Raw genomic sequence first — 26,517 nt, forward strand, 5'->3', positions numbered from 1 at the left:
CGGTGGTCATGAGCCGCTCATAAGGTCCGGACCATGACTGAGATCACCCGGCGCCTTGTTCTCGGTTCGGCGGCCGGCGGGGCAGCGTTGTCGCTGCTCCCGCCGTCGCTGCACACCGCCATGGCGCAACCGGCACGACGTGGTGGGCTACGGGCCATCGAGCACGTGATCGTGCTGATGCAGGAGAACCGTTCGTTCGACCACTACTACGGGACGCTGCGCGGAGTTCGCGGGTACGGCGATCGCCAGCCACTGCGGCTGCGCAACGGCCAGAGCGTCTTCCATCAGCCGAAGACCGCGGGCGGTGAGGTGCTGCCGTTCTCGCTCCGCGCCGCGGCGGCCGCGGCCGGCCGCAAGCCCGACGACATCCAGTACCTCGGTGCACTCGCCCATGGCTTCACCGACGCCACCCGGGCCTGGAGCAACGGCTGGGACGACAACTGGGTGCAGGCCAAGACCGCCGCGACGATGACCTACTACGACCGGCGCGACATCCCCCTGCAGTACGAGCTGGCCGAGACCTTCACGATCTGCGATGCCTACCACTGCTCGGTCAACGGCTCCACCAACCCGAACCGCACCTACCTGTGGTCCGGCACCGTCGGCTACGAGCCCGGGACGACCCAGCGGGCGGTGAGCAACGCGGCGTACGACTACAACCACAAGGGCTACGACTGGACGGCGTACCCGGAGCGCCTCGAGAAGGCCGGCGTCTCCTGGCAGATCTACCAGGAGTGGGACAACTTCACCGACAACGCGGTCGAGTACTTCCGCACCTTCAAGGACATCGGCACCCGGATCCTCGCGTCGGTGCCGGGTGGCTACCGCACCACCGAGGAGTTCTACGACAAGCTCTTCGAGAAGACGCCGGCCGCGCAGACCGAAGCATTGAAGCAACTGGCAGCAGCCGTGGCCAAGCAGCCCAAGGCTGATCAGGACCTGTTCCACAAGGCCATGTACCGCTCCGAGCCCGAGTCGCTGATCCCGCGGGTCAAGGCCGACATCAAGGCCGGCAAGCTGCCGCAGGTCACCTGGCTGGTGCCGTCCGCGGTCGACTCCGAGCACCCCGGCTCGTCCACGCCGGTGGCCAGCGCGAACCTCGTCTACGAGCTCCTCGACGCGATCGCCTCCGACCCGGAGACCTGGTCGAAGACCGCGCTGTTCATCAACTTCGACGAGAACGACGGGTACTTCGACCACGTGCCACCGCCGGTCGCGCCGCGCCCCGCCTCCGGGAACGACGACGACTGGTACAACGGTCAGCCGATCGGGCTCGGCCCGCGCGTCCCGATGACGGTGATCTCGCCGTGGACGGTCGGCGGTCACGTGAACTCGCAGGTGTTCGACCACACCTCGGTGATCCGCTTCCTCGAACGTTGGACCGGCGTTCAGGAGCCGAACATCAGCAAGTGGCGGCGGACCGCCTGTGGCGATCTCACGTCGGCCTTCGACTTCGACCGCTCGTACCGGCAGCCGAGCGTCGACGCGCCCGGCCCGATCCCGGCGCCGATCGCGCGCTGGAAGCCGACGCCGCCGGCCGACCAGGCAGTCCCGCAGCAGGAGAACGGTCGCCGTCCGGCTCGCCCATTGCCTTACCGGCCTGCGGTCTCCGGCTTCGTTGCTGACGGCAAGCTGAAGGTGGCCCTCAGCAACGAAGGCGATGCCCCGGCGCATTTCGCGATCTACCCGTACGGCGGCGAGCTGCCCTTGCCCGCGCATCTCGACGTACGGCGGGATCGCGTGGAACTGATCGCGGTCACCGGCCCGTACGAGCTCGCCGTACAAGGTCCGAACCGGTTCTGGGTCGAGCTGGCCGGGTCCACCGACGGAATCGCGGCCGGACTGGACGTACGGGTCTGTCAGCGGGGGAGTGGGCTCGAGTTGGCGTTGGTCAACACGTCGCGCAAGCCGCTCACGCTCAAGCTGAAGGCGCGCGGCTACGGCAGCAAGACGGTGACCGTCACGCTGCGCGGTAAGCAGACCAGGGATGTGGACTGGCCGACCGACCACGGCTGGTACGACGTCGAGGTCACGGTGGTCGAGGACACGTCGTACCGGCGTCGGTTGAGCGGGCACTTGGAGACCGGCCGCGCCGGAGTCACCGGCTGACGCAGCCGCAGGATTGACGATGCATGATCTCCGCAGGCAACCGGATGGTCTGCGGAGGCGCATCGGGATCGTTCATCCGGCGCAGCAGTAACTGGACAGCTCGGGCACCGATTGCCGCGGACGGTTGGGCCACGGTGGTCAGGCCCGGGCTGAACAGATCGGCCCAGCTGAAGTCGTCGAAGGCCGAGAGCGCCATCTCCTTCGGCACCGGCACGCCCGCGGTGTTGAGGGCGGCCAGCGCGCCGATCGTCATACTGTTGTTCGCGGCAAACAATGCGGTCGGGCGGTCGTTGAGCTGGAGCAGCTCCCAGGTCGCTTTGCGGCCGCCGTCGCTGGTCGACGAGCCAACCCGGATCAGATCCGGATCGACTGGTAGGTCGGCCCGGTGATGGGCGACGTGGTATCCGTGCAGACGCTCGGTGCTGGTCGACAGACCGGGGATGCCGCTGAGCATCCCGATCCGGGTGTGGCCGAGCGAGATCAGGTGGTCGATGATCGCGATCGTCGCCGCCTCGTTCTCGACGCCGACCTGATCGACCCGCAGCTCGGGCGTGATCCGGTCCACCAGGACATAGGGCAGCGCGTGGTCGCGCAGCATCGGCAGGGTCAGATCGCGCCAGCCGTCGGCCGGCGCGATGATCAGGCCTTCGATGCGGTGCGCCAGCAGATTCGCGACCGCGACCGACTCGTGCCGGGCGTCGTCGCGGGTATCCACGATGATCAGGTTCAGCCCGGCCCGGGTGGCCTCGCGGTCGATCCCCTGGATGAGCTCGACCCAGTACGGATTGGTCGCCACCGTGATGGCCAGACCGATCGTCCGGTTGGTGCCCGCGGACAGCGAGCGGGCGGTCGGCTGGTGCTGGTAGCCGAGCAGATCCATCGCGTGCTGGACACGCTCGCGCGTCGCCGGGGCGACCAGCCGGGTCCCGTTGACGACATGCGACACCGTACTGACCGACACTCCGGCGGCGTGGGCGACCTCGGTCATCGTGACCATCCGTCGTATGGTCGTTGCCCAGGGTGCTTTGCGCAAGTCTTTGCGCAAAGCAGGAAACCAGTGTTCTTACCGGTCTACCTTCGCGTGTCAGACCGGCGCCCGGGTTCCTGAGACGCGGGCTGACACATTGCTCCGGAGGGCTGACCCGTGAGAAGAACCGTCCCCGTCCTGCTGACCGTGGCCGTGCTGGCCACGGCGGCGTGTACGCAGACCAAGTCCGGCAGTGGCGGCGGTGGTGACAGCAGCGGCCCGGTCAAGATCGGGCTCGTCACCAAGACCGACACCAACCCGTACTTCGTGAAGCTGCGCGAGTCGGCCAAGGCGCACGCCCAGCAGTCGAACGCCGAGCTGATCGCGGTGGCCGGCAAGTTCGACGGCGACAACGAGGGTCAGGTCGCCGCGATCGAGAACCTGGTCCAGCAGGGCGTGAAGGGCATCCTGATCACGCCGAGCAACTCCACCGGCATCCTCGGTGCGCTCAAGCAGGCCAAGGAGAAGGGCGTTCTGGTGATCGCCCTCGACACCGAGACCGATCCCAAGGACGCCGTGGACGCGACGTACGCGACCAACAACACGACCGCGGGTGAGCTGGAGGGCAAATACATCAAGGCGACGCTCGGGTCGACCCCGCCGCGGCTGCTGATGATGGACGGTACGCCGGGCGGCACGGTCGACGAGCAACGGCACCGCGGGTTCCTGCAGGGGATGGGGCTGAAGGACGGTGACCCGGCGATCATCGGCGCGGCACCGACCAACGGCGACCAGAACAAGGCCCAGGCCGCGATGGAGAACCTGCTTCAGCGCGACGCCACGGTGAACTCGGTCTACACGCTGAACGAGCCCGCCGCCCGAGGTGCCGTGGCCGCGCTGACCGCGAAGGGTCTGGCCGGCAAGGTGGCGGTCGGATCGATCGACGGCGGGTGCCAAGGTGTCGCCGACGTGAAGGCCGGCAAGTATCTGGCCACCGTCATGCAGTTCCCGAAGAAGATGGCCGAGCAAGGTGTCGACGCGGTCGTCGCCTTCGCCAAGGACGGCAAGAAGCCGACCGGATTCCAGGACACCGGCGCCCAGCTGATCACCGACAAGCCCCTCCCGGGCTTGGACAGCAAGGACACCACCTGGGGCGCTCAGAACTGCTGGGGCTGACGGATGAGTTCTGATCAGGCGGCGGCACCGTCGCTGCGGAATCGTTCCACAGAAGCGCTTTTGCACAACCCGGCCCTCGGGCCACTCGCCGCGTTGATCCTGGCGATGGTTGTGTTCTCGGTGACGACCTCGACGTTCCTCACGGTCGACAACCTGAGTCTGGTGGTTCAGCAGTCGTTGGTGGTGGCGACGCTGGCGCTGGGGCAGACGCTGATCGTGCTGACCGGCGGGATCGACCTGGCGAACGCGGCGATCATGGTGCTCGGCACAATGGTGCTCGCGCGCCTGGTGACCGAGGGCAGCAACTCGGTGGTGGCGCTGATCGCCGGCTTCATCGTCTGCGCGGCCCTCGGGGCGATCTCCGGTGGGCTCGTCACGATGCTCAACCTGCCGCCGTTCATCGTCACGCTCGGCATGCTGACCGTCGTGCTCGCGGCCGGACGCCTGTACTCCGAAGGCAACTCGTACCCGGTCACCGACAGCCTGCTCGGCGTCCTCGGCGAGGGTGGCTATCTGTTCGGGCAGATCAAGGTGACGCACGGGATGACGCTGGCCGTGGTGATGTTCGCGATCACCTGGTACGCGCTCACGCGGACCGCCTGGGGCCGCCATGTGTATGCCCTGGGCAACGATCCGGAGGCCGCCCGGCTGACCGGTATCCACGTCGGCCGGACCCGGTTCAGCGTCTACCTGGTGGCCGGCGTGATCTACGCCTTCGCCGCCTGGCAGGCCCTCGGCCGGATCCCGAACGCGGACCCGAACGCCTTCCAGACCGGCAACCTGGACAGCATTACCGCTGTCGTCATCGGCGGCACCAGCCTGTTCGGTGGTCGCGGCAGTGTGCTGGGCACGGTGGTCGGCGCGCTGATCGTCGCCGTACTGCGCAGCGGCCTGACCCAGGCCGGGATCGACAGCCTGTACCAGGATGTCGCGACCGGTGTCCTGGTGATCGCAGCCGTTGCCTTCGACCAGGTCGTTCGTAGGAGGTCGCGATGACCACGCCCGCGCTGCAGGCCCGCGGTCTGGTGAAACGCTACGGCCGGGTGACCGCGATCGACGGTGCCGACTTCGACCTGTACGCCGGTGAGGTGCTGGCCGTCGTCGGCGACAACGGCGCGGGGAAGTCCAGCCTGATCAAAGCCCTGTCCGGCGCGCTGATCCCGGACGAGGGAACGGTTCTCCTGGACGGGGTCGAGACGCACTTCCACTCGCCACTCGACGCCAGGCACGCCGGAATCGAAACGGTCCATCAAACGCTGGCCCTGGCGCCCGCGATGGACATCGCCACGAACCTGTTCCTCGGCCGCGAGGTACGCCGTACCGGGCCGTTGGGCAGTGTGTTCCGGCTGCTCGACCGGAACGCGATGCGGGAGCAGGCGCAGCAGCAGCTCGATGCCTTGGGTATCGAAACCGTTCAGCACATCGGTCAGTTGGTCGAGACGTTGTCCGGTGGTCAGCGGCAGGCCGTCGCGGTTGCCCGGGCGGCGATGTTCGGCAGCAAGATGGTGATCATGGACGAGCCGACGGCCGCTCTCGGGGTGAAGGAGTCGGGGCAGGTGCTCGACCTGATCCGGCGGATCCGCGACCGTGGACTGCCGGTGGTGCTGATCAGTCACGACATGCCGCAGGTGTTCGAGATCGCCGACCGTATCCACGTCCACCGGCTCGGTCGCCGCGCCGCCGTCGTACGTCCGGCGGATGCGTCGATGAGCCAGGTGGTCTCTCTCATGACCGGAGCCCTGCGCCCCGGCGACCCAGACGCCCCGCCCAACCTGGTGGACACATGACGAACCCCTTTCCGTACGCAGCGACCAACTACCAAGAGGACAATCGCGGGCAGTTTCACTTCAGCCCCCGCAGCGGTTGGATGAACGATCCGAACGCGCCGCTGTACTACCGCGGCGTGTATCACCTCTACTTCCAGCACGCGCCGAACGCCTTGCAGTGGGACACGATGCATTGGGGGCACGCGACCAGCACCGATCTCGTGCACTGGCAGCAGCGCCCGATCGCGCTCGACCCTTCGATCCATCCGGGCGATCTGTGGTCGGGTGGCGGAGTCGTTGACTGCGGCAACGACAGTGGGCTGAAGAACGGCGACCACGATCCGATCATCGTGTACTCCGGGACGCGCGGGGTGACCGTCTTCTACAGTCTGGACGGCGGGTACACCTTCCAGACGTACGACGGTGGCCGGAAGGTCGTCGTACCGGAGGGGGACAGCCGGGATCCGAAGGTGTTCTGGGATCCGGTCTCGCAGCGCTGGGGAATGGTCGTCTGGTCCGATGCCGGCGGCAACGGTGTGGACTTCTTCAGCTCGGACGATCTGCTGCACTGGGCGTTCGCGTCCCGGTTCAAGGCAGGCTGGTTGTTCGAGTGTCCGAACATGATTCGGATGCCGTTCGATGGTGGCTACCAGTGGGTCCTTCATGCGGGGAGTGGCGAGTACTACGTCGGTGATTGGGACGGTACGGCGTTCCGCAGCGACTGGACGACGCCGCAGAAGATCAACCAGACCGCGACCCATGCCGGAGCTGGGTATTACGCGGCTCTGAACTTCTCCAACCTGAAGGGGGATCGAGTTGTCTCGATGGCCTGGCAGGGGGAGAACTACGGCTCGATCTGGACCGGAAATGCGTCGTTCCCGGTCGATCTGAAGCTGCGGCGGACCGCGGACGGGATTCGGGTCGTGAGTACGCCGGTATCAGAGCTCGACACGCTGCGGGAGAACACCCGCACGTGGAAGAACCTGAGCCTGGACAGCAAGGCCGCGCGGCAGTTGCTGGCTGGGGTCCGGGTCAACACGTATGAGCTTGAGGCGGTCGTCGATGTGCGCGATCTCCAGCGGCTCGGGATCCGGCTGCATACCGGGCCGGACGGGTGGTTCGATCGCGAGGTCGTGTACGACGCTCGTGCGCAGGAGCTGAACGGGGTTGGATTGCGGCCGCAGAACGGGAAGGTCAAGCTTCGGCTGCTGGTCGACCGCGGGCAGCTCGATGTCTTCGGCAACGACGGTGACGTTTACCAGAGCTTCAATGTGAACTTCGATGGGCTGCCTGGTGGAGACGGTCTCGAGCTCTTTGCCGAAGGTCGGCTTCGGCTGGACTCGCTGACGATTCACGAGCTCGCCTCGATCTGGCGGCCGCTGGGTGAGGCGACGCTGCACACCAATCTGGGCGGTCCCTGGTATGCCGCTCGTGGTCAGTGGGCAGATGTTGCTGACGGCAAGCAGGGTAAGTCGCCGGGGGACGCCTTCTATCTGAGTACGGCGAAGGGGTCGGATTTCACCCTGGATGGGGATGTGCGGCTGGTCGATGGTGTTGCGGCGGCGCTTACGTTCCGGGCGACTAGGGACGCTTCGCAGCATTACACGGTGAACGTGGATGCGGCGGCGAATGTGGTGAAGCTTTGGCGGCCTGGGCGGGATATCGCGAGCGTGCCGTTGCAGGTGGAGCGCGGCCGGACTTGCCACTTCACGGTGCAGACTGCTGGGCCGAACATCAAGGTGGCGTTGGATGGTAAGCAGGTCATCGATGCGATCGACACCGCGCACGCGGCCGGTCAGTTTGGGATGAACGTCTACAACGGGACCGCGCTCGTGCAGAACGTCAGCGTGCGATAGCCGCCGTACGGGCGTTTGTGATCTTGATCAGGTCGGCGGGGGATAGGCCGATGTCGAGCCCTCGTCGACCACCCGATACGTAGACGGTCGGGTGGTCGGTCGCCGTACTGTCGACGACGGTCGGGAGCGGGCGCTTCTGGCCGATCGGGCTGATGCCGCCGACGACGTACCCGGTGGTGCGTTCGGCGGCGGCGGGGTCGGCCATGACGGCCTTCTTGCCGCCTGCGGCTGCGGCGATCGCCTTGAGGTCGAGTTGGCGGTCGACCGGTACGACGCCGACGGTCAGCTTGCCGTCCACCTCGACCAGCAGGGTTTTGAAGACCTGTGCGGGCTGGAGGCCTAAGGCCTCGGCCGCTTCGAGTCCGAAGGACTTAGCTGCTGGGTCGTGCTCGTATGTGTGCGTGCTGAACTCGACCTTCGCCTTGGTCAGCGCCACCGTCGCCGGCGTGCCCGTCGACTGCTTGCTCTTCGCCACGGTCTGAGCCTAACTCCCGCCACATCTCGGGGGGCGCATCTGATGGGTCCACCCATGAGGTTGTGGCTTATGGAGCCGCATGCGAGTGCAAAACCCACAAGCTGATGGGGGAACCCATCAGATGGGGTCTGGATGGACCAGGCGGACGCAGCAGTGACCTGGGGTGGGGGTTAGGCGGGGTTTCAGGGGGGTGTTGGTGCTGGCGGTTAGGCCGGCCAGGAGGTTTAGGTTCATGTGGCAGACGAGTTCGGTGTGGTCGGTGGCCAGGCGGCGGAAGGGGCAGTTGGCCAGGGCTATGTCGGGGCCGTCGGGGTGGGGTTCGAAGCCGTGGCGTTCCAGGACTTCGAGGAGCGGTCGGCCGGACTGGGCTAGGGATTCGCCGTATTCGTGGGCCAGGCGGTCCAGGGCGGCTCGGGGGGAGGTGCCGGTGGATTCGGCGTGCTCGATGGCGGCGGCTAGCAGTTGGCCGGCGACGGCGTACTGGCGTTCGGGGAGGCTGATTTCGATCTCGGTGTCGGAGCGGTGGTAGAGCTTGGCGGGGCGGCCGGCGCCTGGGCCGGTGCGGCCGGTACGGCGTTCGAAGCAGAAGGCGAGTAGGCCCTCGTCGGTGAGGCGGTCCAGGTGAAAGGCCGCGGTGGTGCGGGGGAGACCTAGGGCGGCGGCCGCGTCGTCGCGGCTGACCGGGCGGGGCTGGGCGACGACGTACTCGTAGAGGCGCCGGCGGGTGGGCTCCTCGAGTAGGGCGACGGCCTTCCAGCGGTTGTCCACGGGATGATTGTATCGACAACATCCATTGGTTTAACAGTATGATGGCGGCTCGTTGAACTCTCAGGGAGTGTGCGGATGGCGATTTCGGCCGATCTCGAAGCTGTTCCACTGCATGTCGTCGCCGGTCGGGCGCAGATCGATCTGCCGGCCGCCGAGCGTGCGGTCGCCGACCTGCTGAAGGCGCTCGGGCGCGACCCGCAGAGCTCGCACCTGGCCGACACCCCGCGCCGGGTCGCGAACGCGTACGCCGAGATGCTGACGCCGCGGGAGTTCGCGCTGACGACGTTCCCGAACGACGAAGGGTACGACGAGCTCGTGCTCGCCAAGGACATCCCGGTGCAGTCGCTGTGCGAGCACCACCTGCTGCCGTTCCAGGGCGTGGCGCACGTCGGCTATCTGCCGGGGGACCGGATCCTCGGGCTGTCGAAACTGGCCCGGGTGGTCGAGCTGTTCGCGCGCGATCTTCAGGTGCAGGAGCGGCTGACCAAGCAGGTCGCCGACTGGCTCCAGGACCACCTCGCGCCGAAGGGCGTCGGAGTCGTGATCGAGGCCGAGCACCAGTGCATGTCGCTGCGCGGAGTGCGGGCGGTCGGTTCGAGGACCGTGACATCGGCCCTGCACGGTGTCCTGCGGGACAAGCCGAGCTCGCGGCAGGAGTTCTTCGCGCTGACCGGCCTCACCCCGTAGTCCGGCGGCCAGCCGAAGGGTTGCGATCAGGCAGAGGCGGCCGCCTTGTGGGTGTGCCGTCCGGTGGCGAGGATGTGCGCGACCTCGCCGGGCAGCAGGTCGGTGCCGGGGACGGTCTCCATCTCGGAGACGTCCAGCCAGCGCACGACGGTCGCGCCGCAGTGGCCGTGGACGGCGAGGATGGAGTCGAGGTCCGGCCAGACGGCCGTGGACGGGTTGGCGCCGTGCCAGCGCAGTGCCACCGAACCGTCGGTGAAGACACAGCCTTCGGCGACGATGCCGGTCCCGGAGACCCCGCTGATGTCGGTGTAGCGCAGGAGTTCGAAGGTCTGGGGTTTCATTGGTCCTTTCCCCGTGGTGAGCCCGGCGCGAAGGGCCGGGCGCGGTTGGGCGCTCGCCACAAACCGGGGACAAGTACCGAGTGTCAGCGGGGAAGAACGATCTGTAGCGACTCTGTTCTCCACAACAAGCTAGAACCAAAAGCCCCGACACGCCAGGCATCGCCACGCGTGTCTCAAGCTCCGATCGTTCTGAGTCATCTTCTAGGGGCACAAAGGGTTTGAGCGCCGGACATGATCGAATGGCGCAGTGTTCCTGACGCTGACCACCGACCTGACCGGATTCGACCTTCCCGCGAGCGATTTCGGGTTCCTGTTGCACAAGAACCCCGGACGACCGCAGCGGACCGACATCACCGGTGGGACAGCGCACGTCTTCTACCCCGAGGCGACCGCCGAACGCTGTACGGCGGCGCTGCTGCTCGAGATCGACCCGATCGCGCTCGTGCGCGCCGGACGCGGTAAATCCTCGGAGGGGTTCACGCTCGGGCAGTACGTGAACGACCGCCCGTACGCCGCGTCCAGCCTGCTCGCGGTCGCGCTCAGCAAGTTCTTCCGGACCGCGATGATCGGCCGCTGCGATGCGCGCCCCGAGCTCGCGGCCGCCGCGATCCCGCTGGAGATCCACGTCCCGGCGCTGCCGTGCCGTGGCGGGACCGAGCTGGCTGAGCGGATGTTCGCGCCACTCGGCTGGACGGTTGACGCACGCCCGGTGCCGCTCGACCCGGAGGTCCCGAGCTGGGGCGACTCCCGGTACGTCGACCTCCGGCTCACCGGCGTGGTCCGGCTGGCCGATGCGCTCAACCACCTGTACGTGATGCTCCCGGTGCTGGATGACGCGAAGCACTACTGGGTCGGCTCCGACGAGGTCGACAAGCTGGTCCGGGCCGGTGCCGGCTGGCTCGGCACGCACCCGGAGAAGGACCTGATCTCGCACCGCTACCTCGCGCACCGCCGCTATCTGTCCGACGACGCACTGGAGCGACTCGCCGAGGCAGACGGCGTTGAGGTCGCCGACGAGGCGCCGGAATCCGAGGGACCAGTGTCGCTTGCGGTCGAGCGCCGTACGACGGTTGCCGCCGTACTGCGGGAGCTCGGGGCGCGGCGGATCGTGGACGTCGGGTGCGGTGAGGGCGCGCTGGTCGGGGAGCTGCTGAAGGACCCGATGATCGGTGAGCTGATCGGGACCGATGTGTCGGCGCGTGCGCTGATCTCGGCGAAGCGACGGCTGCACTACGACGACCTACCGGATCGGCAGCGGGACCGGCTGACATTCATGCAGTCGTCGGTGACCTACGCAGACGAGCGGCTGGCTGGGCTGGATGCCGCCGTACTGATGGAGGTCATCGAGCACGTCGACCCGCCGCGGCTGCCCGCGCTGTCGCACTCCGTCTTCCAGGCGGCCCGACCGGCTGCTGTCGTCGTGACTACCCCGAACAGTGAGTACAACGTGCGTTTCGAGTCCCTGCCCGCGGGCAACTTCCGGCACCCGGATCACCGGTTCGAGTGGACGCGTGCGGAGTTCCAGGACTGGGCTTCCGGTGTCGCTGGTCGGTACGGGTATGCGGTCGAGTTCCGGCCGGTCGGCCCGGAGGACCCTGAGGTTGGTCCGCCGACGCAGCTCGCCCTCTTCCGCCGTACGGAGGTGGCGGCATGAAGATCGACGTACCGGCGCTGTCGCTGGTGATCCTGGTCGGTGTCAGCGGGTCGGGGAAATCGACCTTTGCGCGGAAGCACTTCAAGGCGACCGAGGTGATCTCGAGCGACTTCTGCCGGGGCCTGGTGTCGGACGACGAGAACGATCAGGCCGCCACGAAGGACGCGTTCGAGGTCCTGCACTTCATCGCGGGCAAGCGGCTCGCGGCCGGACGGCTGACCGTGATCGATGCGACCAACGTGCAGCCGGAGGCGCGCCGGGAACTGGTCGCGCTCGCTCGCGAGTACGACGTACTGCCGGTGGCGATCGTGCTCGACCCGCCGGAGCGGGTTGCTGTTGAGCGCAACGAGCAGCGCCCGGATCGGCAGTTCGGCGCGAAGGTGGTCACGCGGCAGCTCGGTCAGCTGAAACGTGGGCTGCGGAGTCTGAAACGTGAGGGCTTCCGCAAGGTGCACGTGCTCAACAGCGTCGAGGAGATCGATGCCGTGAGCATCGAACGTACTCGGCTCTTCAACGACCTGACCGATGTTTCCGGTCCGTTCGACATCATCGGCGACATCCACGGCTGTCGGCCTGAGCTTGAGCGGCTGCTGACCGATCTCGGGTACACGCTGACCCGGGATGCTGTCGGGCGTCCGGTCGACGCGATCCACCCGTCGCGGCGCGCGGTCTTCGTCGGAGACCTGGTCGACCGCGGGCCGGACAGCCCGGGGGTGCTGCGGCTCGTGATGGGGATGGTTGCTGCGGGCAACGCTTACTGCGTGCCGGGTAACCACGAGGACAAGCTGCTACGGGCGCTTCAGGGGCGCAACGTCAAGGTCAGTCACGGTCTTGAGACCACGCTGGCGCAGCTGGAGGACGAGACGCCTGAGTTCCGCGCTGAGGTGGCGACGTTCATCGACGGGCTGATCTCGCACTACGTCTTCGACGGCGGCAAGCTGGTCGTGTCGCACGCCGGTCTGGTCGAGCGGATGCACGGCCGGGCTTCGGGCCGCGTCCGTTCCTTCTGCCTATACGGCGAGACGACCGGGGAGACCGATGAATTCGGCCTGCCGGTGCGGTATCCGTGGGCGAACGAGTACCGCGGTCGCGCGACGGTTGTCTACGGCCACACTCCGACTCCGGAGCCGGAGTGGATCAACAACACGATCTGCCTCGATACGGGCTGCGTGTTCGGTGGATCGCTGACGGCGCTGCGTTATCCCGAGCGGGAGTTGGTCGCTGTTCAGGCTGCCCAGGAGTACTACGCGCCGGCGAAACCGTTGCACGTGGCATCGGCCCCGACGCGGGAGCCCGACGTACTGGAGCTGACCGATGTCACCGGGCGGCGCGTCATCGAGACGTCGTCGCACGGCCGGCTGAGCGTCCGGGCTGAGCAGGCCGGGGCGGCGCTGGAGGTGATGAGCCGGTTCGCGATCGATCCGCGGTTCCTGCTGTATCTGCCGCCGACGATGAGTCCGGTCGCGACGTCTCCGCTGCCGGGTCTGCTTGAGCACCCGCTGCAGGCTTTCGAGACGTATCGCGGGCAGGGCGTGACTGAGCTGGTGTGCGAGGAGAAGCACATGGGCTCGCGGGCGGTCGTGCTGCTGACGCGGGACGATGACGTTGCTCTGAAGCGGTTCGGTCTGGCTGGTCGTGGCGCTATCCACACGCGGACCGGGCGGTCGTTCTTCGAGTCCACGTTGACCGATGAGCTGCTCTCGCGGCTGCGTGCGGTTGCAGTCGAGGCCGGTCTGTTCGAGGAGCTCGACACGTCCTGGCTGCTGCTGGATGCCGAGCTGCTGCCGTGGAGCGCGAAGGCCGAAGACCTGCTGCGCAACCAGTACGCCGCAGTTGGCGCCGCTGCCCGTACGTCGTTGCCTGCCGCAACTGCTGCCCTGTCGGCGGCTGTGGCTGCCGGGCTGGATGTTGGTGAGCTGCTGGCCACGATGTCGCAGCGTGCGGTCAACGCTGGGCTGTTCACCGAGGCGTACCGACGGTATTGCTGGCCGACGGATGGGCTGGACGGCGTTCGGCTGGCCCCGTTCCAGGTGCTGGCTTCGGAGGGGGCGACGTACCAGGATCGACCGCATGCTTGGCACCTGGGGATCGCGGACCGAATGGTTGCCGCAGGCCCCGAGGTGGTCACGGCGACCCGACGGCTGTTCGTCGGTGCGGACGACTGGGCCGAGGGTGTGGCGTGGTGGGAGGAGTTAACCGGTGCGGGCGGTGAGGGCATGGTCGTGAAGCCGGCCGCGAACCTCGTTCGCACAGCGAAGGGCCTGGCCCAGCCGGGTCTGAAGGTGCGGGGACCGGAGTACCTGCGGCTGATCTACGGCCCGGACTACACCGAGCCCGCCAACTTCGCCCGGCTCCGCGACCGCAATCTCGGCCACAAGCGCTCGCTCGCCCTCCGCGAGTACGCCCTCGGCCTCGAATCCCTGGAACGCGCCGCCCGAGGCGAACCCCTCTGGCGCATCCACGAATGCGTCTTCGCCGTACTGGCCCTCGAGTCAGAGCCAGTCGACCCCCGGCTGTGACCTAGAGAAGTTGGCGGGCTAGGGAGTCGGCTACGAAGTGCTCGAATTCGGTGGGGGTCCAGCCGGATTCGTCGACCAGCTCTTGGTAGACGCCGGGGGCGGCCAGGGCGCGGTAGACGGCTTGGGCCTGCCTGAGGGGGACGCGGAGGGCCGGCTGCAGGGACTCGATCATGGCGTCCATGACCTGGTTGCGGCCGGCTAGCTTCGAGCGGAGGAGGGCCTTGGTCTCGGGGCTCTCGTCGGTGGCGGCTTCGAAGATCAGGACGACGTCGAAGCCGGCGGCGTAGAGGTTGGTGAGCCAGCCGGCGGCGCCGCGGAGGCGGTCGGCGGGGTCTTCGATCGCGAAGACCTGCTGGGCGCGTTCCATCGCGCCGGCCTCGGCCAGCCACTGGTCGCAGATCAGCGACAGGATCTCCCGCTTGGTGCCGAACGCCGAGTAGATCGTCCGGGTGGCGACTCCGGCGTCCTTCGCGATCGCGTCGATGCTGGTCGCCCCGTAACCCTGCCCGGCGAACAGTCGGCGGGCGGACTGGGCGATCCGGATCCGGGTCTCTTCCGCCTGGACCTGGCGATAGGACTTGACAGCTTCGGCCATGTCGGCACACTATCACTGTGTTCAGTGCAGTGACACTGCATCGAGTGCACAAGGAGTGCATCGAAACTCTCGAGGGGGAGACATGGCTGCGTACAAGACGATGCCGGGTACGACGACGAACGGGCCGCTGGCGGTGCTGGAGCGGATCCTGCACGAGGGGTTCGCGACCGGGAACGACGCGATCGTCGACGAGGTCTGTTCGCCGGATCTGGTCGAGCACCAGTTCGGGCTGGCCGGGGAAGGCGCGGCCGCGCGGGAGAACGTGAAGGCGGCGATCCGGCAGGTGCACTCGATCATGCCGGACCTCGTGTACACGGTCGAGGACGCCGTCGTCGTGGGGGACATCGTGTGGGCGCGCGGCCGGGCCCGGGGGACCGCGACCGGCGGCTTCTTCGGCCCGCCGAGCAACGCGCCGGTGGACATGGCGCTCTTCGAGATGGCGCGGGTCGTCGACGGGCGGATGGTCGAGCACTGGGGCTGCCCGGACCGGTTCGCCCTGCTCGCGCAGACCGGCGTACTGGACCGCCTGAAGTAGCTGGCCCTGAAGTAACTCGCTGCGCGCCGGGACCTCCGAGGGGGAGGCCCCGACGGGCGGGGTGTCAGACCAGGTGGAGTGCGTTCGCGGCGGTGTCGGCGGCGTCGGTACCGTAGGCGTTCGACATCCGCTCGAGGAACTTGGCGCGGTCCAGGGTGTACTCCTGGGTGCCGACCGTCTCCAGGACGGTGGTGGCCAGGGTGCAGCCGATCTGCGCCGAGACCTCGTGCTCGAGGCCGGCCGCGCGGCCGGTCAGGTAGCCCGCGCGGAACGCGTCGCCGCCGCCGGTCGGGTCGACCAGACCCGGCGCCGGGACCGCGGGAACCTTGGTGATGATGCCGTCGGCGTTCTCGATCACGACGCCGTCGCCGCCGTGCGTGGTGACGCGGACGCCCACCTTGGCGAGGATCTCCTCGTGGCTCCAGCCGGTCTTCTGCACCATCAGGCCGGCTTCGTACTCGTTGCTGAACAGGTACGTCGCTCCGTCGATCAGGCGCTGGATGTCCGTGCCGTCCATCCGGGCCAGCTGCTGCGACGGGTCCGCGGCGATCGCGATCCCGTGCTGCCGGGCCAGCTCGGTGTGCTTGAGCATGCCCTCGGGGTCGTCGGCGCCGACCAGCACCAGGTCGATGCCGCCCGCGGCCGCGTGGATCGCACCCAGGTCGAGCTCGCGGGACTCGGCCATCGCGCCGGTGTAGAACGAGGCGATCTGGTTCGCGTCGAGGTCCGTCGTACAGGTGAACCGGGCGGTGTGTACGTTCGCACAGACACGCACGTGGGAGACGTCGACCCCGGCCTCGGTGAGCGCCGCGCCGTACTCGGCGAAGTCCGCGCCGACCGAGCCGAGGAGCAGCGACGGACGGCCGAGCTGGGCCATCCCGTAGCAGATGTTCGCCGCGACCCCGCCGCGGTGCACGACCAGCTCGTCGACCAGGAACGACAAGGAGACCTTGTGCATCTGCTCCTCGAGGAACTGGTCCTTGAACCGGCCCGGGAAGGTCATCAGGATGTCGGTCGCGATCGATCCGGCGACGGCGATCTGCATGCGGGGGTACTCCTCGGGTGGGGTGCTTGTACGGCGCTTGGACAACCCATAGAGACTACAGCCGACCGTTCTAATACATGGAGGGGTACGAATCACATGGGTTCACAGGTACAGGTGACCGACGAGCTGCACGACTACATGGTGGCGCACGGCACGCCGCTGGACGAGATCGCGACCGAACTGGTGGCTGAGACCCAGGCGCTGGGCGACGTCGCGGAGATGCTGACCACGGCCGACCAGGCCGGGTTGCTGACCACGCTGACCCGGCTGACCTCGGCCCGGCGAGCGGTCGAGATCGGGACCTTCACCGGCTTCTCCGCGCTGGCGATCGCGCGCGGGCTGCCGGACGACGGGGAGCTGATCTGCCTGGACGCCAGCGAGGAGTGGACCGCGATCGGCCGCCGGTACTGGGAGCGGGCCGGGGTGAGCGGCAAGGTCGAGCTGCGGATCGGCGACGGGCACGCGCTCGCGTCCGAGCTGGACGGCTCGTTCGACCTGGCCTTCGTGGACGCCGACAAGCCCGGGTACATCGACTACTTCGAGAAGCTGGTCCCGCTGGTCCGGCCGAACGGGATCCTGCTGTTCGACAACACGCTCGCCGGTGGGCGCGTGGTGAACGCGGACGGCCCGGCCGACCGCAAGGAGTTCAACGCCCACATCGCGGCCGACAAGCGCGTCGATGTGACGATCCTCGGGATCGGCGACGGGCTGACCCTGGTCCGCAAGAAGTGAGCAAGGCGACGCCGCGGCTGGCGATCAAGGACCTGCAGCACAAGTACGGCAACCGGCCGGTGATCGAGGGGCTCACCTTCACCCTGCGCGCCGGTCAGGCGATCGCGCTCGTCGGCCCGAACGGCGCCGGCAAGACCACCGTGCTCAAGTGCATCGTCGGCGGGGCCGAACCGGCTGCGGGCCAGATCCTGCTCGACGGGACCCCGATCGACGAACGGGCCGAAGTCGTCCGCCGCGACGTCGCCACGTTGCTCGACGATCTCGACTTCTTCCCCGACCTGACCGCGGCCGAGCATCTCGACCTGCTCGCCCGCGCGCACGGCAACGCGACGCCGGAGGACCTTGTCGACACGATCCTCGACGACATCGGGCTGCTGTCGGCCGCTGATCAGTTGCCTGGCTCGCTCTCGTCCGGCCAGCGGCGCAGGCTCGCCCTGGCCACCACGCTGGTGCGCCCGCGCAAGCTGCTGGTCCTCGACGAGCCCGAGGCCCGCTTGGACGTCGACGGCGTTCGCTGGCTGTCCGAGCGCCTGCTCGCCGAGAAGAAGTCCGGTACGTCGATCCTGTTCGCCAGCCATGATCCTGGTTTGGTGGAGACGGTCGCCGACTCCATCGTGACGCTGACTCCGCTCCCATGAGCGAACCGGTCACCTTCGATCCCTCCGACTTCGGGGCGATTCCGTCGCCGCGGGCGTTGCGGAAGTGGATGCGGGAGACGCGGCGCAAGCACGCGGACCGCTCGTTCGGGCAGCTGTTCGAGGACGTGTACCTGGTCGTCTTCACACTCGCCATGCTCGGCGCCACCGGCGGCAATGTCGTCAAGCACCTGAATGCCGACGTGACGAGCTGCGACTCGTTGCACTGCGCACGGCTGTGGGACGTACTGCCGTACATCCTCGTGCCGTTGCTGATGGCAACGACCTTGCGGATGCTGGTCAGTATCGGTCCGGTCTCGGCTTCCCAGGCAACCGGTTTCTGGTTGCTCGGTACGCCGGTCAACCGCAGCGCGATGCTGCGACCGACGTACTGGAAGGCGATTGTCAGTACGACGTTGCTCGGTGCGGTCGTGTCGACGGTGGCGTGGGCTGTGCTCGGTTCGCCGTACACCTCGTTGATCGAGGCATCGATCGTGACGACGGCGTTGATGATCTGTGCCGCGTGCGCGACGGTCTGGGCGCAGCAGGCCGAGCGGCGGACCTGGTGGACGTTGCGGGTCGCGGACGTGCTGCTGGTTGCCGCGCTGATTCCGACGGGATGGCTCGCGATCCAGCAGTTCACCGATGAGCAGGGTGTCGTCGGATACAGCCCGTTGGAAGGCTTTCCGGTCTCGGGACCGAGCACGAAGCATTGGTACCTGAGCGCGGAGTACACGGCTGAGGTGCCCACGTGGAGCCTCGCGGACTTCCGGGTGCCGTTGGTCGGGTTGGCGGCGCTGGTCGTCGTCCTCGCGTTGGTCTTGGTGACTGCGCGGACGCTCGGTCGGCTCGGTCGGACGAGTGTGATTGCGGGCGGGGAGCTGTTGGCCGGGCTGGCTGGTGCGGCGAGCAGTTTGGATCCGAGCATGCTCGCCGATGTGGTCTCCGGGCGGCACTGGCGGTTGAAGGGGCGTGCGCACAGCCGGCGGGGGAGGGGCTCGCAGGGTGGGGCGCTGATCCATCGGGAGTTCGTGCGGATCCTGCGGTGGCCGCGGCGGTTGGTGATGGCGTTCGCGTTGCTCGTCGTGCCGTATGCGGTGGCGGGGGCTGGGTTCGATCCGCTGGTTCCGATCGCGGCCGGGTTTGCCGGGTTCGCTGCGATCCGCCCGTTGATGGACGGGTTGCGGTCGGTGTGCCGGTCCAAGGGATTGGTCCGTGCGCTCGGGTACGACCTGCGCGAACTCCGCCTGCTGATGGCGGTCGCGCCGGGGCTCATCACGGTCGTCTGGGCGATCGCGGCGTACCCGGTCCTCGGTAATGCTGCGCACGCGTTCGCCGTCGGGGCCGGAGTGATCACGGGCGCGGTCCGGCAGGCGTCGGCCCGACCCCCGTCGTACAGCGGGCCGCTGGTCGCCTCGCCGATGGGCGCGATCCCGCCGGGGTTGTTCTCGCAGCCGATGCGCGGTTTCGACGTACTGCTGATCTGCCTCGCGCCGGTGCTGCTCGGGCTCGGGTCGACCTGGGTGCTGGCGATTCCGGGGCTCGTGCTGGCCGTGATGTTCGCCGTCCGGCCGAAGACCGACTGAAGCCACCAATCCGGCTTGTCTTCGCCTGGTGTGGAAAGGTACCTTGTGTTGCATGGTAGCCGAGAAGGTCTTCACGCAGTTGCGGCGCGGGGCGCTGGAGTACTGCGTGCTGGCGCTGCTGCAGGGCGAGGAGCGGTACGGGTTCGACCTGGTGAAGGAGCTCGGCGAGATCGACGGCATGGTCACCACGGAGGGCACGATCTACCCGCTGCTGGCGCGGTTGCGGCGGGAGGGGCTGGTGGAGACGAGCTGGCGTGAGTCCGAGTCCGGGCCACCGCGGCGGTACTACCGATCCACGGCCGAGGGCGGTCAGGCGCTGGCCGACTTCACGGCGGACTGGGAACGGTTTCGGACATCGGTCGACGCGATCCTGCGGCGCGGCAACGAGGGGAGACGGAAATGAGTGCGGATCGACTGGTGGCGGCGTACCTGAGCGACCTGGTGATGGTCGTTACGCTGGCCACCAAAGGGCGGCCGGGTCGGTCAACGAAGTAGCGGTAGGAGCTGGTCGCCGATCCGGATCGTCTCCTCCCGGTACGGCGTATCGGACAGGATGAAGTGGGTGATCCCGAGGTCCTGGTACTTCTTCAGCGACTTCGCGACATCCTCGGCGGATCCGACCAGCCACGTCGTACCGGCGCCACCTCCGCCGTACTTGCCAGGAGCCGTGTAGAGGTTGTCGTCGAGTACGTCGCCGCGGGCCGCCAGGTCGACCAGCCGCTGCTGGCCGACCGCCTTGAACCAGCGGTGGTCGCGGTCGCCGACGTTCTCCGCCATCGTCGCGACCTTGGCCTCGGCATCGGCCCACGCCTGCTCGGTGGTGTCGCGGATGAGCGTGGTGATCCGCAGGCCGAACTCGAGCGGCTTGTGCTCGCGGCCGAGTTCGTCCTCGAGCTCGCGGAGCCGGCTGATCCGGGCCTCGATCCCGTCCAGCGGTTCGCCCCAGAAGAGCTGCACATCCGCATCGGTTGCTGCGACTCGCTGCGCTGCGTCTGACGCGCCGCCGAAGTACAGCCTTGGAGCCTCCGGTACGACGGGGCGCGTGGCGATCGTCGAGCCGGTCACCTGGAAGTATTCGCCGGTGAACGTGACGTGCTCCTCGGTCCACAATCGCCGTACCAGCTGGAGAAACTCCTTGGTGCGGGCGTAGCGCTGGGCCTGATCGCCCTCGGAGTCGCCGTACGCCTGCAGGTTGTCCTGACCGGAGACGATGTTGACCAGCAGGCGGCCGCCGCTGAGCTGATCGAGCGTGCCGGCCGAGGATGCGAAGTGCGCCGGCTGCCAGTAGCCCGGGCGGATCGCCACCAGGGGGCGGAAGGTCGTCGTACGGGCTGCCAAGGCGGTTGCCACCGTGAACGTGTCCGGCCGGCCCCAGCCGGTCCCGAGCAGGGCGCCACCCCAGCCGTGCTGCTCGGTGAGCAAGGCCAGCTCGGTCAGCCGGTCGGGGCTGTTGTGGCCGCTGGTCGCGTCGTCGCCCCGGTGTCCGGGCTCGACCTGATTGGGGATGTACCAGAGGAATTCGGCGGTCATGGTTCGAGAGTATGTCGACTGACTTACTCTAGATGGGCTGTCTCAGGCCGTGGATGAGCAGGACGAGGAGTCGCTGGGCCTGCTCGTGATCCTGGGCGGCGACGGCCGAGCCCACCATCACGGCGACCACGTCGTCCGGGGGGATGTCGGGACGGAAGATTCCCGCGGCCGCACCGGCGTCGAGGAAGTGGCTCATCGCGGTGCCGACCCGGGCACGGGTCTCCGCCTGGGTGACCGCTCCGGACGCGACCATCGCGCGCAGGCTGTCGCCCATCGCGCGCTTGGATTCGATGAAGTCGAGGTAGCTCGTCATCCAGCCCAGCAAGGCGGCGTCCGCGGGGCCGGATGTCGCCAGCTTGGGGGCCGCGTCGCACAGGCGGGTGAGCTCCTGTTGGTAGACCGCCGCCAGCAGGGCCTCGCGGGTCGGGAAGTGCCGGTAGAGCGTCGCGATGCCGACGCCGGCGCGCGCGGCGACCTGGTCGAGCGACAGTCGCGTGGGCTCGCCCTTGCGGGCCGCCTTGGCGAGATCGGCCAACTCGTCGACCGCCGCCGCGACCACCTGCTCGCGCTTCCGCGCCGCATCCGCCCGCATAAGTGGAGAAACCTCCAGTTAGTGTTATCGTCGTTCAAGTGGAGAAACCTCCACTTTACTCTGTGAGGAGAGCTGATGGAGACGATCGAACTCGCCGGCCGGGCAGTCAACCGGATCGGGTACGGCGCGATGCAGCTCGAGAAGGTCGATCGGGCCGCGGCCACCAGCCTGCTGCACCGCGCGATCGAGCTCGGCGTGAACCACATCGACACGGCATCCTTCTACGGTGATGCGGTCGTGAACGAACACCTCCGCGCCGCGCTCGCGCCGTACCGGGATGATCTCGTCATCGTCAGCAAGGTGGGGGCTCGCCGGGTTGACGCACCGGTGCCGCTCGCGCTGGCTCAGCAGCCGCATGAACTCCGGGCGCAGGTCCACCGCGACCTCACCACCCTCGGCCTGGAGCAGGTCGCCGTCGTCAACCTCCGTCGGGCCGACCAAGGACCTGGGCTGATTGCTTCCGGCAATGAAATCGTCCCCATCGACGACCAGTTGGCCGAGCTCATTGCGCTTCGGGACGAGGGCCTCATCGGCGCGATCGGCCTGAGCAACGTCAGCGTTTCGCAGATCGAACACGCTCTTCCCGTCGGCCTCGTCTGCGTCCAGAATGCTTACGGCCTGCTGGATCGCACGCACGAAGACGAGCTGGACCTATGCGCCGCGCATGACATCGCGTGGGTCCCGTACTTCCCGTTGGGCTCAGCCTTCGCGCAGATCCCGTCGCCGACCGAACACCCCGTCGTACGCCGCATCGCCGCCTCGCATGAGGTGACTCCGGCTGCCATCGCCCTTGCCTGGCTCCTTGCCCATAGCAACCATATCGCCCCCATCCCAGGCACCCGCTCCATCAGCCACCTGGAAGAAAACCTTTCCGCGACCGCAGTCGCCCTCACGCCCGAAGACCTCACGGCTCTGGACGCGCTCAGTCGAACCAGTTGAAAACAACATCCCCCAGCCGCCAGACGCCGTGATAGGCGATGTCGCTGCGCTCAAGCGCGGTCAGCTTGGCCAAGTCCGCCTGCTCGAACCCACCCTCAAGCTCCGCCACGCCGGCGACGGCGAACCCAGCCGCAGCAAAGACGCCGGCTCCCGGCACCTTCCGAAACTCCGCATCCAGCCGGCTCCCGGCGTCGTACACCGCCGCCACCAACCGCAACGTCACGTTCAGCCGAAGCTCCAGCAACCCGCTCAATTCCACGGCGTAGTAATTCCGCCCCACAGTCGGCGGGCGCGAAGTCCCCTCCACCTGCAGCCGCGCCTCCCGCGCAGCCCCATGCACCGCCGTCATCCACGCCCGAGCACAATCACCATCCACCACCGGCAACGTGCAGCCCCTCACCAACGGAACCTCAATCGTCACCCTCCACCCCTTCCTTCGCCGGTCGGCGCATCTTTGCGTGGAGTTACTGCCTCTCAGCGGCAGTAGAACGCCGCTAATCGACACAGGAACCTAGCAACCTGGTCGGTAACGACAGGTAGTAGCCGACCGATCGCAGCCCGACTCGCCCGGCCCAGGCGTGTGCCACCGTCTACGTACACAACTACTACATGTCCTTCGGGCCTGTCCTGACTGGCCGACCGCGCACACGACGTGGGAGCTGGGACATCTGGTCAGGTGTCCGCGGTCCCGAGTGGATGTCTGCGGTCCCGGCCGGTGGTGACGAGGCCTAGTAGCTGACCCGTCGCGGTGGCTACCGGCACAGTCCGAGCCGTTCGAGGTGCCGCGCGCGGGGTGGCCGGTGGGGGACTGGGGAGTCGTACCCCCTGAAGCGGCAGGTAGGACTCCCCAGTCCCGCTGCCTCCGCGCCGCAGCGCGCGGGAACCGTGGTTTGCGGGTTACACCGAACGGTCTACGGTCCCTGTCCTGAGCGACGTATTGCAGGAGTCCTGCTAGGTCTAGAGGTCGGGGAAGTGGCGGAGGGCCTCGCGGACTAGCGGTGAGAAGGTGACGGCGTCCGCTGGGGTTGCGAGGATGGCTCCTTGGACGTCTTCGGCCTCGATGTTCTCGACGATGGGGCCGGCCACTTCCACGTACGAGATGAGACCGGTGTGGGTGAAGGCGATGGGGCGACCTGCTGAGTCGCGGCCAACGTGGAACTCGAAGGCGACGGTGTGGAGTACCTGCGTGAGCTCTACGCCGCACTCCTCCTGCAGTTCTCGGCGGAGTGCGGTGACCTCGGATTCACCCCGTTCAGGTGATCCGCCGGGCAGGTCCAGCAGGCCGTCGTACGGGCCACGCGCCTTGCGCACCAAGACGATGCAGCCGTCCTGCCGCCAAATCGCATAGACACCGAAGTGCCTGTACGCGTCCATCTTCGGGCGGGTGTGGGTCAGCCGGCGAGGTGGGGGGTGTTGGTGATCCAGTGCTCGGCTAGGGCGGTGTCGCCGGTGACGGTGAGGCCGGGCGCTTCGGCTAGGGGGAGGCGGCGGGTTAGGGCGAGCAGTAGCGATTGGGCTGGGCCGGAGACGGTTACGTCGGCCTGCTGAGTGCCGACGTGCCAGGTGGCGCCCTCGGGGAGGCGTTCTACGACCCAGGCGCCGGAGTCGGTGGCCACCAACTGCAGGGTCTCACCCGTCCCGCGGATAGCGTGGGCGGATTCGGTACGCCGCATCTCCCAGGTCGCGGACGTGAGCATCGCCAGGTGGTTGCCGATGAGTGCCGCCGCCACATCAGGCTCGACGTCGACCGAACGGCCCGCAGCCTTGGCTGCATCGAACCCGTGGACCACTGCCTCGTTCAGCATGCTGGTCAGCCAGAACTGCGTCCCGGTCCGCCCATCCTCAGCGGCATTGAAGACCGGTGCGTCCATTGCGTCGTCAGAACACGCACTGGTGATCCGCTCCGCCGACTCCGCCAACCACGCCGGCCACTCACCCGCCTCAGCAGGAAGCACAGCCAGCTCCGTCGGCAGCTGCGTAGGGTCGGTAATGCGCCGCTCGATGATCTCCGCAACCCAGTGTTGAGTCTGCCCAACATGCTCAACCAGCTCGCTGACAGTCCACTCCGGAGCAGTCGGTACGACGGCCTCCCGGCCCGCCGCAGCGGCAGAGTCCGCAAGGTGCCGAGTGTGCTCGACAATCGCTCGACGGACGCGCTCCGCGCTCAGCTCACTCATCAGTCTTCCTCTCCCACAGGGACAACGTCCCCCCACTCTGCCCGACCGCCCCCGCCCCAGTCGTCACCAGATCTAATGATCTTGACCCAGCTTTATCTGCTGGGACACGTTGATCTCGCAAGTGACGAAGTCGATGTCTTCTGGCGACACTGCGAAGATTTCGCCTTTACCTGAGTCCGAGACCTCCGCCCAGATCCGGAACGATCTAGCGTGTGCAACGTGGACGACCGCGAATACTTCGAGTTAGAGGATGCACGGCTGACGTCGTTCGAACTTGAGTTCCTGACGGCACTACGGGTCCTGGTCGACGGACAACTTCGCCCGTATTGCGTTGAGCTTGACGACGACGGACTCCTGGTTGGCTTGGACATCGACGCGCCCGACGTTGCTCTGATCACTGTCGGTTTGGAGCTCACTGGGAATCGGCTGCGCGGAGATCGGATCAGCATCCATGATCGGACGTTCCCGCCGACGCCAACCCCTGATGGATTCGTCCTGGAAGGCGCCCCTAGCGATCTCGCCGCCCGAGGATGGGAGTTGCTGGACACCTACAACCGTCGGCCGATCGTCAAGCACGAGTGGCTGCATCGGCGGAGGGTGTACGCGAGCTGCTATCTGTTCGAAGATACGGGTGAACGGCTGTCCGACATGTACCGAGGTGACTGGGCGCCGAGGAGGCAAGAAGCCGAGCTCAGGGCCAAGGGGTTTGTGCGCGGCCGTGGCTGGATTCAAACCGAAGGTCTTGGGGATCCCGACCGAGTGATCTTGCTCTGAGGCGCGCGGCGAATGTCGTGCATCAGCCGATCACGTATTCGGGCTCGCTGCCGGATTGACCTCTTATGGATCACGCGCCTTCGGCGCGGGGCGTGCGCATGCGGCCTCCGGCCGTTCACCGCCAGCGCTCGCTCTCGATGTCTTCCGCGGGCGTGGTGTCGAGAGCCCAGAGCGCGCGGTAGTACGCCGTGCGGATCGGATCAGGGTCCACGCCGTACGCGGACAGGAAGGTCTCCTCCCAGCCCGGGCCGTAATTCCACTCGGTACTCCACGTCGCGACCGCTAGGTCGGCCCATCGATCAGCTGTACCGAGCTGGGCCAGATCGACCTGGCCCGAACACTGACCGTCCTCGGTGACGAGTGTGTTCGGCACACAGGCGTCGCCGTGGCACACCACCAGTTTGTCTATCGAGGGAGCGGCTGGAAGGCCGTCTGTCGCATCTTTGCCCGCAACAGTGGCTTGCTCGATCCGGTCCTCGACCGACCAGGTGAACGGACATCTGCCAACCGGCAGCGCGTCGTGAAGCGCTCGCAGCCCTGCTCCAGCCGCCCGTACGGCCGTTTCGGGATGTTCTTTCCAGTGACCGCTCACCGCGCTGTCCCCGGGCAACCCGGCCGTAAGCATCCAAGTTCCTTCAGCGTCCGCCCCATGGTCGAGCACGGCTGGAACGGACGCGAACTCGCCCGCCCATCGCAGCCGTTCGACTTCTGCCGGCAGGTCGACGCCAGATCCGGCGGGTGCCCACTTTCCGAACCTGCGTGAAGGTCCTGTACCTATCTGAAAGGTCAAGCCGCCAAGGCCATTGCGCCAGACCGGGATTACTGACTGGTCACCGCTGAATCGACGAATCTGCACGGGCACGGCTACATCGGCGGGAGGGCGACCACTGATCAGCATGAACCGAGCCTCCCGCGTCAGATTCTGGAACTGCTAACGGACTTGCCAACACGCTGGGTGGCCTGATGGGACCGATACGAAACGGCGGCAGACCTTGAGAGACGTCCGAGGACGTCTCCCAGGTCTGCCGCCGTTTCGGGGACCTACCCGCTTAGGTGCGG

The 26,517-nt window shown here is 67.4% G+C and carries 27 protein-coding genes; 15 read left to right on the top strand and 12 right to left on the bottom strand.

What is annotated here, in order from left to right:
* Positions 1-33 precede the first annotated feature (33 nt).
* Positions 34-2,109 (top strand): phosphocholine-specific phospholipase C, encoded by a 2,076-nt coding sequence (locus tag OG474_RS33490; protein ID WP_405057606.1) that lies wholly within the window; start codon positions 34-36, stop codon positions 2,107-2,109.
* On the opposite strand, the gene OG474_RS33495 is transcribed toward OG474_RS33490, so the two are convergent.
* On the bottom strand, positions 2,099-3,106 hold the full coding sequence (locus tag OG474_RS33495; RefSeq protein ID WP_405057607.1) for a LacI family DNA-binding transcriptional regulator: 1,008 nt from the start codon (positions 3,104-3,106) through the stop codon (positions 2,099-2,101). The genes OG474_RS33490 and OG474_RS33495 overlap by 11 nt on opposite strands.
* Positions 3,107-3,253: 147 nt before the next feature.
* Here OG474_RS33495 and OG474_RS33500 point away from each other — a divergent pair, with 147 nt between their 5' ends.
* The 4 genes from OG474_RS33500 to OG474_RS33515 are packed head-to-tail and all read left to right on the top strand — an operon-like array spanning position 3,254 to position 7,874.
* Positions 3,254-4,252 (top strand): substrate-binding domain-containing protein, encoded by a 999-nt coding sequence (locus OG474_RS33500; RefSeq protein ID WP_405057608.1) that lies wholly within the window; start codon positions 3,254-3,256, stop codon positions 4,250-4,252.
* A 3-nt stretch (positions 4,253-4,255) separates the two neighbouring features.
* Positions 4,256-5,248, top strand: a complete 993-nt coding sequence (locus OG474_RS33505; RefSeq protein ID WP_405057609.1) for an ABC transporter permease — start codon at positions 4,256-4,258, stop codon at positions 5,246-5,248.
* Positions 5,245-6,039, top strand: coding sequence for an ATP-binding cassette domain-containing protein (locus OG474_RS33510; RefSeq protein ID WP_405057610.1), 795 nt, complete (start codon positions 5,245-5,247; stop codon positions 6,037-6,039). The genes OG474_RS33505 and OG474_RS33510 overlap by 4 nt, the downstream gene beginning before the upstream one ends.
* Positions 6,036-7,874, top strand: a complete 1,839-nt coding sequence (locus OG474_RS33515; RefSeq protein WP_405057611.1) for a glycoside hydrolase family 32 protein — start codon at positions 6,036-6,038, stop codon at positions 7,872-7,874. Before OG474_RS33510 ends, OG474_RS33515 begins: the two co-directional genes overlap by 4 nt.
* Here the strand turns inward: OG474_RS33515 and ybaK are convergent.
* Both ybaK and OG474_RS33525 read right to left on the bottom strand, forming a co-directional pair.
* Positions 7,861-8,349 (bottom strand): Cys-tRNA(Pro) deacylase, encoded by a 489-nt coding sequence (gene ybaK / locus OG474_RS33520; protein WP_405057612.1) that lies wholly within the window; start codon positions 8,347-8,349, stop codon positions 7,861-7,863. The two genes, OG474_RS33515 and ybaK, sit on opposite strands and share 14 nt — an antisense overlap.
* 117 nt (positions 8,350-8,466) lie before the next feature.
* Positions 8,467-9,117, bottom strand: a complete 651-nt coding sequence (locus tag OG474_RS33525; RefSeq protein ID WP_405057613.1) for a helix-turn-helix transcriptional regulator — start codon at positions 9,115-9,117, stop codon at positions 8,467-8,469.
* A 75-nt stretch (positions 9,118-9,192) separates the two neighbouring features.
* Here OG474_RS33525 and folE point away from each other — a divergent pair, with 75 nt between their 5' ends.
* A complete protein-coding gene (folE, locus tag OG474_RS33530; RefSeq protein WP_405057614.1) occupies positions 9,193-9,804 on the top strand; it encodes a GTP cyclohydrolase I FolE in 612 nt (203 codons plus the stop codon).
* Positions 9,805-9,830: 26 nt separating this feature from the next.
* Here folE and OG474_RS33535 read toward each other — a convergent pair whose 3' ends face one another.
* On the bottom strand, positions 9,831-10,145 hold the full coding sequence (locus OG474_RS33535; RefSeq protein WP_405057615.1) for a hypothetical protein: 315 nt from the start codon (positions 10,143-10,145) through the stop codon (positions 9,831-9,833).
* A gap of 247 nt (positions 10,146-10,392) precedes the next feature.
* On the opposite strand from OG474_RS33535, the gene OG474_RS33540 reads away from it, so the two are divergent.
* Positions 10,393-11,799 carry a 3' terminal RNA ribose 2'-O-methyltransferase Hen1 gene (locus tag OG474_RS33540; RefSeq protein ID WP_405057616.1) on the top strand — a complete coding sequence of 469 codons (1,407 nt, stop codon included), beginning with the start codon at positions 10,393-10,395 and terminating at the stop codon, positions 11,797-11,799.
* Positions 11,796-14,318, top strand: a complete 2,523-nt coding sequence (locus OG474_RS33545; RefSeq protein WP_405057617.1) for a polynucleotide kinase-phosphatase — start codon at positions 11,796-11,798, stop codon at positions 14,316-14,318. The genes OG474_RS33540 and OG474_RS33545 overlap by 4 nt, the downstream gene beginning before the upstream one ends.
* Position 14,319: 1 nt before the next feature.
* Here OG474_RS33545 and OG474_RS33550 read toward each other — a convergent pair whose 3' ends face one another.
* A complete protein-coding gene (locus tag OG474_RS33550) occupies positions 14,320-14,913 on the bottom strand; it encodes a TetR/AcrR family transcriptional regulator (RefSeq protein ID WP_405057618.1) in 594 nt (197 codons plus the stop codon).
* Between the two features lie 82 nt (positions 14,914-14,995).
* Between OG474_RS33550 and OG474_RS33555 the strand changes: the two genes are divergently transcribed.
* Positions 14,996-15,448: an ester cyclase gene (locus OG474_RS33555; protein WP_405057619.1), complete on the top strand. Its 453-nt coding sequence runs from the start codon at positions 14,996-14,998 to the stop codon at positions 15,446-15,448.
* Between the two features lie 64 nt (positions 15,449-15,512).
* On the opposite strand, the gene OG474_RS33560 is transcribed toward OG474_RS33555, so the two are convergent.
* Positions 15,513-16,493 (bottom strand): carbohydrate kinase family protein, encoded by a 981-nt coding sequence (locus tag OG474_RS33560; RefSeq protein WP_405057620.1) that lies wholly within the window; start codon positions 16,491-16,493, stop codon positions 15,513-15,515.
* 96 nt (positions 16,494-16,589) lie between these two features.
* On the opposite strand from OG474_RS33560, the gene OG474_RS33565 reads away from it, so the two are divergent.
* Genes OG474_RS33565 through OG474_RS33580 form a run of 4 tightly spaced genes read left to right on the top strand, consistent with a single transcriptional unit; the run spans position 16,590 to position 19,849 of the window.
* Entirely contained in the window at positions 16,590-17,225 is a 636-nt protein-coding gene (locus tag OG474_RS33565; protein WP_405057621.1) for an O-methyltransferase, read from the top strand.
* Entirely contained in the window at positions 17,222-17,863 is a 642-nt protein-coding gene (locus OG474_RS33570) for an ATP-binding cassette domain-containing protein (RefSeq protein WP_405057622.1), read from the top strand. Before OG474_RS33565 ends, OG474_RS33570 begins: the two co-directional genes overlap by 4 nt.
* Positions 17,860-19,446, top strand: coding sequence for a DUF6297 family protein (locus OG474_RS33575; RefSeq protein ID WP_405057623.1), 1,587 nt, complete (start codon positions 17,860-17,862; stop codon positions 19,444-19,446). The genes OG474_RS33570 and OG474_RS33575 overlap by 4 nt, the downstream gene beginning before the upstream one ends.
* A gap of 52 nt (positions 19,447-19,498) precedes the next feature.
* The gene (locus OG474_RS33580) at positions 19,499-19,849 is read left to right on the top strand and encodes a PadR family transcriptional regulator (protein ID WP_405057624.1); all 351 of its coding nucleotides are present in this window, start codon (positions 19,499-19,501) and stop codon (positions 19,847-19,849) included.
* An 80-nt stretch (positions 19,850-19,929) separates the two neighbouring features.
* Here OG474_RS33580 and OG474_RS33585 read toward each other — a convergent pair whose 3' ends face one another.
* Positions 19,930-20,976: an LLM class flavin-dependent oxidoreductase gene (locus OG474_RS33585; protein ID WP_405057625.1), complete on the bottom strand. Its 1,047-nt coding sequence runs from the start codon at positions 20,974-20,976 to the stop codon at positions 19,930-19,932.
* Between the two features lie 28 nt (positions 20,977-21,004).
* On the bottom strand, positions 21,005-21,568 hold the full coding sequence (locus tag OG474_RS33590; protein ID WP_405057626.1) for a TetR/AcrR family transcriptional regulator: 564 nt from the start codon (positions 21,566-21,568) through the stop codon (positions 21,005-21,007).
* 75 nt (positions 21,569-21,643) lie between these two features.
* On the opposite strand from OG474_RS33590, the gene OG474_RS33595 reads away from it, so the two are divergent.
* Positions 21,644-22,507 (top strand): aldo/keto reductase, encoded by an 864-nt coding sequence (locus OG474_RS33595; RefSeq protein WP_405057627.1) that lies wholly within the window; start codon positions 21,644-21,646, stop codon positions 22,505-22,507.
* On the opposite strand, the gene OG474_RS33600 is transcribed toward OG474_RS33595, so the two are convergent.
* The 3 genes from OG474_RS33600 to OG474_RS33610 all read right to left on the bottom strand — a co-directional run bounded on the left by OG474_RS33600 (position 22,491) and on the right by OG474_RS33610 (position 24,684).
* Positions 22,491-22,928, bottom strand: a complete 438-nt coding sequence (locus OG474_RS33600) for a hypothetical protein (protein WP_405057628.1) — start codon at positions 22,926-22,928, stop codon at positions 22,491-22,493. The genes OG474_RS33595 and OG474_RS33600 overlap by 17 nt on opposite strands.
* 536 nt (positions 22,929-23,464) lie before the next feature.
* Positions 23,465-23,881 (bottom strand): NUDIX domain-containing protein, encoded by a 417-nt coding sequence (locus OG474_RS33605; RefSeq protein WP_405057629.1) that lies wholly within the window; start codon positions 23,879-23,881, stop codon positions 23,465-23,467.
* Positions 23,882-23,898: 17 nt separating this feature from the next.
* On the bottom strand, positions 23,899-24,684 hold the full coding sequence (locus OG474_RS33610) for a maleylpyruvate isomerase family mycothiol-dependent enzyme (protein WP_405057630.1): 786 nt from the start codon (positions 24,682-24,684) through the stop codon (positions 23,899-23,901).
* A gap of 219 nt (positions 24,685-24,903) precedes the next feature.
* On the opposite strand from OG474_RS33610, the gene OG474_RS33615 reads away from it, so the two are divergent.
* Entirely contained in the window at positions 24,904-25,458 is a 555-nt protein-coding gene (locus OG474_RS33615) for a hypothetical protein (protein ID WP_405057631.1), read from the top strand.
* Positions 25,459-25,573: 115 nt separating this feature from the next.
* Here OG474_RS33615 and OG474_RS33620 read toward each other — a convergent pair whose 3' ends face one another.
* Complete coding sequence (locus OG474_RS33620) at positions 25,574-26,356, bottom strand: phosphotransferase (protein ID WP_405057632.1); 783 nt, start codon at positions 26,354-26,356, stop codon at positions 25,574-25,576.
* Positions 26,357-26,517 lie beyond the last annotated feature (161 nt).

Source organism: Kribbella sp. NBC_01505, from assembly GCF_045040285.1.
GTDB lineage: Bacteria > Actinomycetota > Actinomycetes > Propionibacteriales > Kribbellaceae > Kribbella.

Excerpts from the sequence above, each read along its gene's own strand:
- OG474_RS33580 (WP_405057624.1), top strand. The coding sequence starts at position 19,499 with ATGGTAGCCGAGAAGGTCTTCACGCAGTTGCGGCGCGGGGCGCTGGAG.
- OG474_RS33590 (WP_405057626.1), bottom strand. The coding sequence starts at position 21,568 with ATGCGGGCGGATGCGGCGCGGAAGCGCGAGCAGGTGGTCGCGGCGGCG.
- OG474_RS33510 (WP_405057610.1), top strand. The coding sequence starts at position 5,245 with ATGACCACGCCCGCGCTGCAGGCCCGCGGTCTGGTGAAACGCTACGGC.
- OG474_RS33555 (WP_405057619.1), top strand. The coding sequence starts at position 14,996 with ATGGCTGCGTACAAGACGATGCCGGGTACGACGACGAACGGGCCGCTG.
- OG474_RS33515 (WP_405057611.1), top strand. The coding sequence starts at position 6,036 with ATGACGAACCCCTTTCCGTACGCAGCGACCAACTACCAAGAGGACAAT.
- OG474_RS33585 (WP_405057625.1), bottom strand. The coding sequence starts at position 20,976 with ATGACCGCCGAATTCCTCTGGTACATCCCCAATCAGGTCGAGCCCGGA.
- OG474_RS33495 (WP_405057607.1), bottom strand. The coding sequence starts at position 3,106 with ATGGTCACGATGACCGAGGTCGCCCACGCCGCCGGAGTGTCGGTCAGT.
- folE (WP_405057614.1), top strand. The coding sequence starts at position 9,193 with ATGGCGATTTCGGCCGATCTCGAAGCTGTTCCACTGCATGTCGTCGCC.
- OG474_RS33490 (WP_405057606.1), top strand. The coding sequence starts at position 34 with ATGACTGAGATCACCCGGCGCCTTGTTCTCGGTTCGGCGGCCGGCGGG.
- OG474_RS33560 (WP_405057620.1), bottom strand. The coding sequence starts at position 16,493 with ATGCAGATCGCCGTCGCCGGATCGATCGCGACCGACATCCTGATGACC.
- OG474_RS33620 (WP_405057632.1), bottom strand. The coding sequence starts at position 26,356 with ATGCTGATCAGTGGTCGCCCTCCCGCCGATGTAGCCGTGCCCGTGCAG.
- OG474_RS33550 (WP_405057618.1), bottom strand. The coding sequence starts at position 14,913 with ATGGCCGAAGCTGTCAAGTCCTATCGCCAGGTCCAGGCGGAAGAGACC.
- OG474_RS33595 (WP_405057627.1), top strand. The coding sequence starts at position 21,644 with ATGGAGACGATCGAACTCGCCGGCCGGGCAGTCAACCGGATCGGGTAC.
- OG474_RS33535 (WP_405057615.1), bottom strand. The coding sequence starts at position 10,145 with ATGAAACCCCAGACCTTCGAACTCCTGCGCTACACCGACATCAGCGGG.
- OG474_RS33545 (WP_405057617.1), top strand. The coding sequence starts at position 11,796 with ATGAAGATCGACGTACCGGCGCTGTCGCTGGTGATCCTGGTCGGTGTC.
- OG474_RS33505 (WP_405057609.1), top strand. The coding sequence starts at position 4,256 with ATGAGTTCTGATCAGGCGGCGGCACCGTCGCTGCGGAATCGTTCCACA.
- OG474_RS33565 (WP_405057621.1), top strand. The coding sequence starts at position 16,590 with ATGGGTTCACAGGTACAGGTGACCGACGAGCTGCACGACTACATGGTG.
- OG474_RS33605 (WP_405057629.1), bottom strand. The coding sequence starts at position 23,881 with ATGGACGCGTACAGGCACTTCGGTGTCTATGCGATTTGGCGGCAGGAC.
- OG474_RS33575 (WP_405057623.1), top strand. The coding sequence starts at position 17,860 with ATGAGCGAACCGGTCACCTTCGATCCCTCCGACTTCGGGGCGATTCCG.
- OG474_RS33610 (WP_405057630.1), bottom strand. The coding sequence starts at position 24,684 with ATGAGTGAGCTGAGCGCGGAGCGCGTCCGTCGAGCGATTGTCGAGCAC.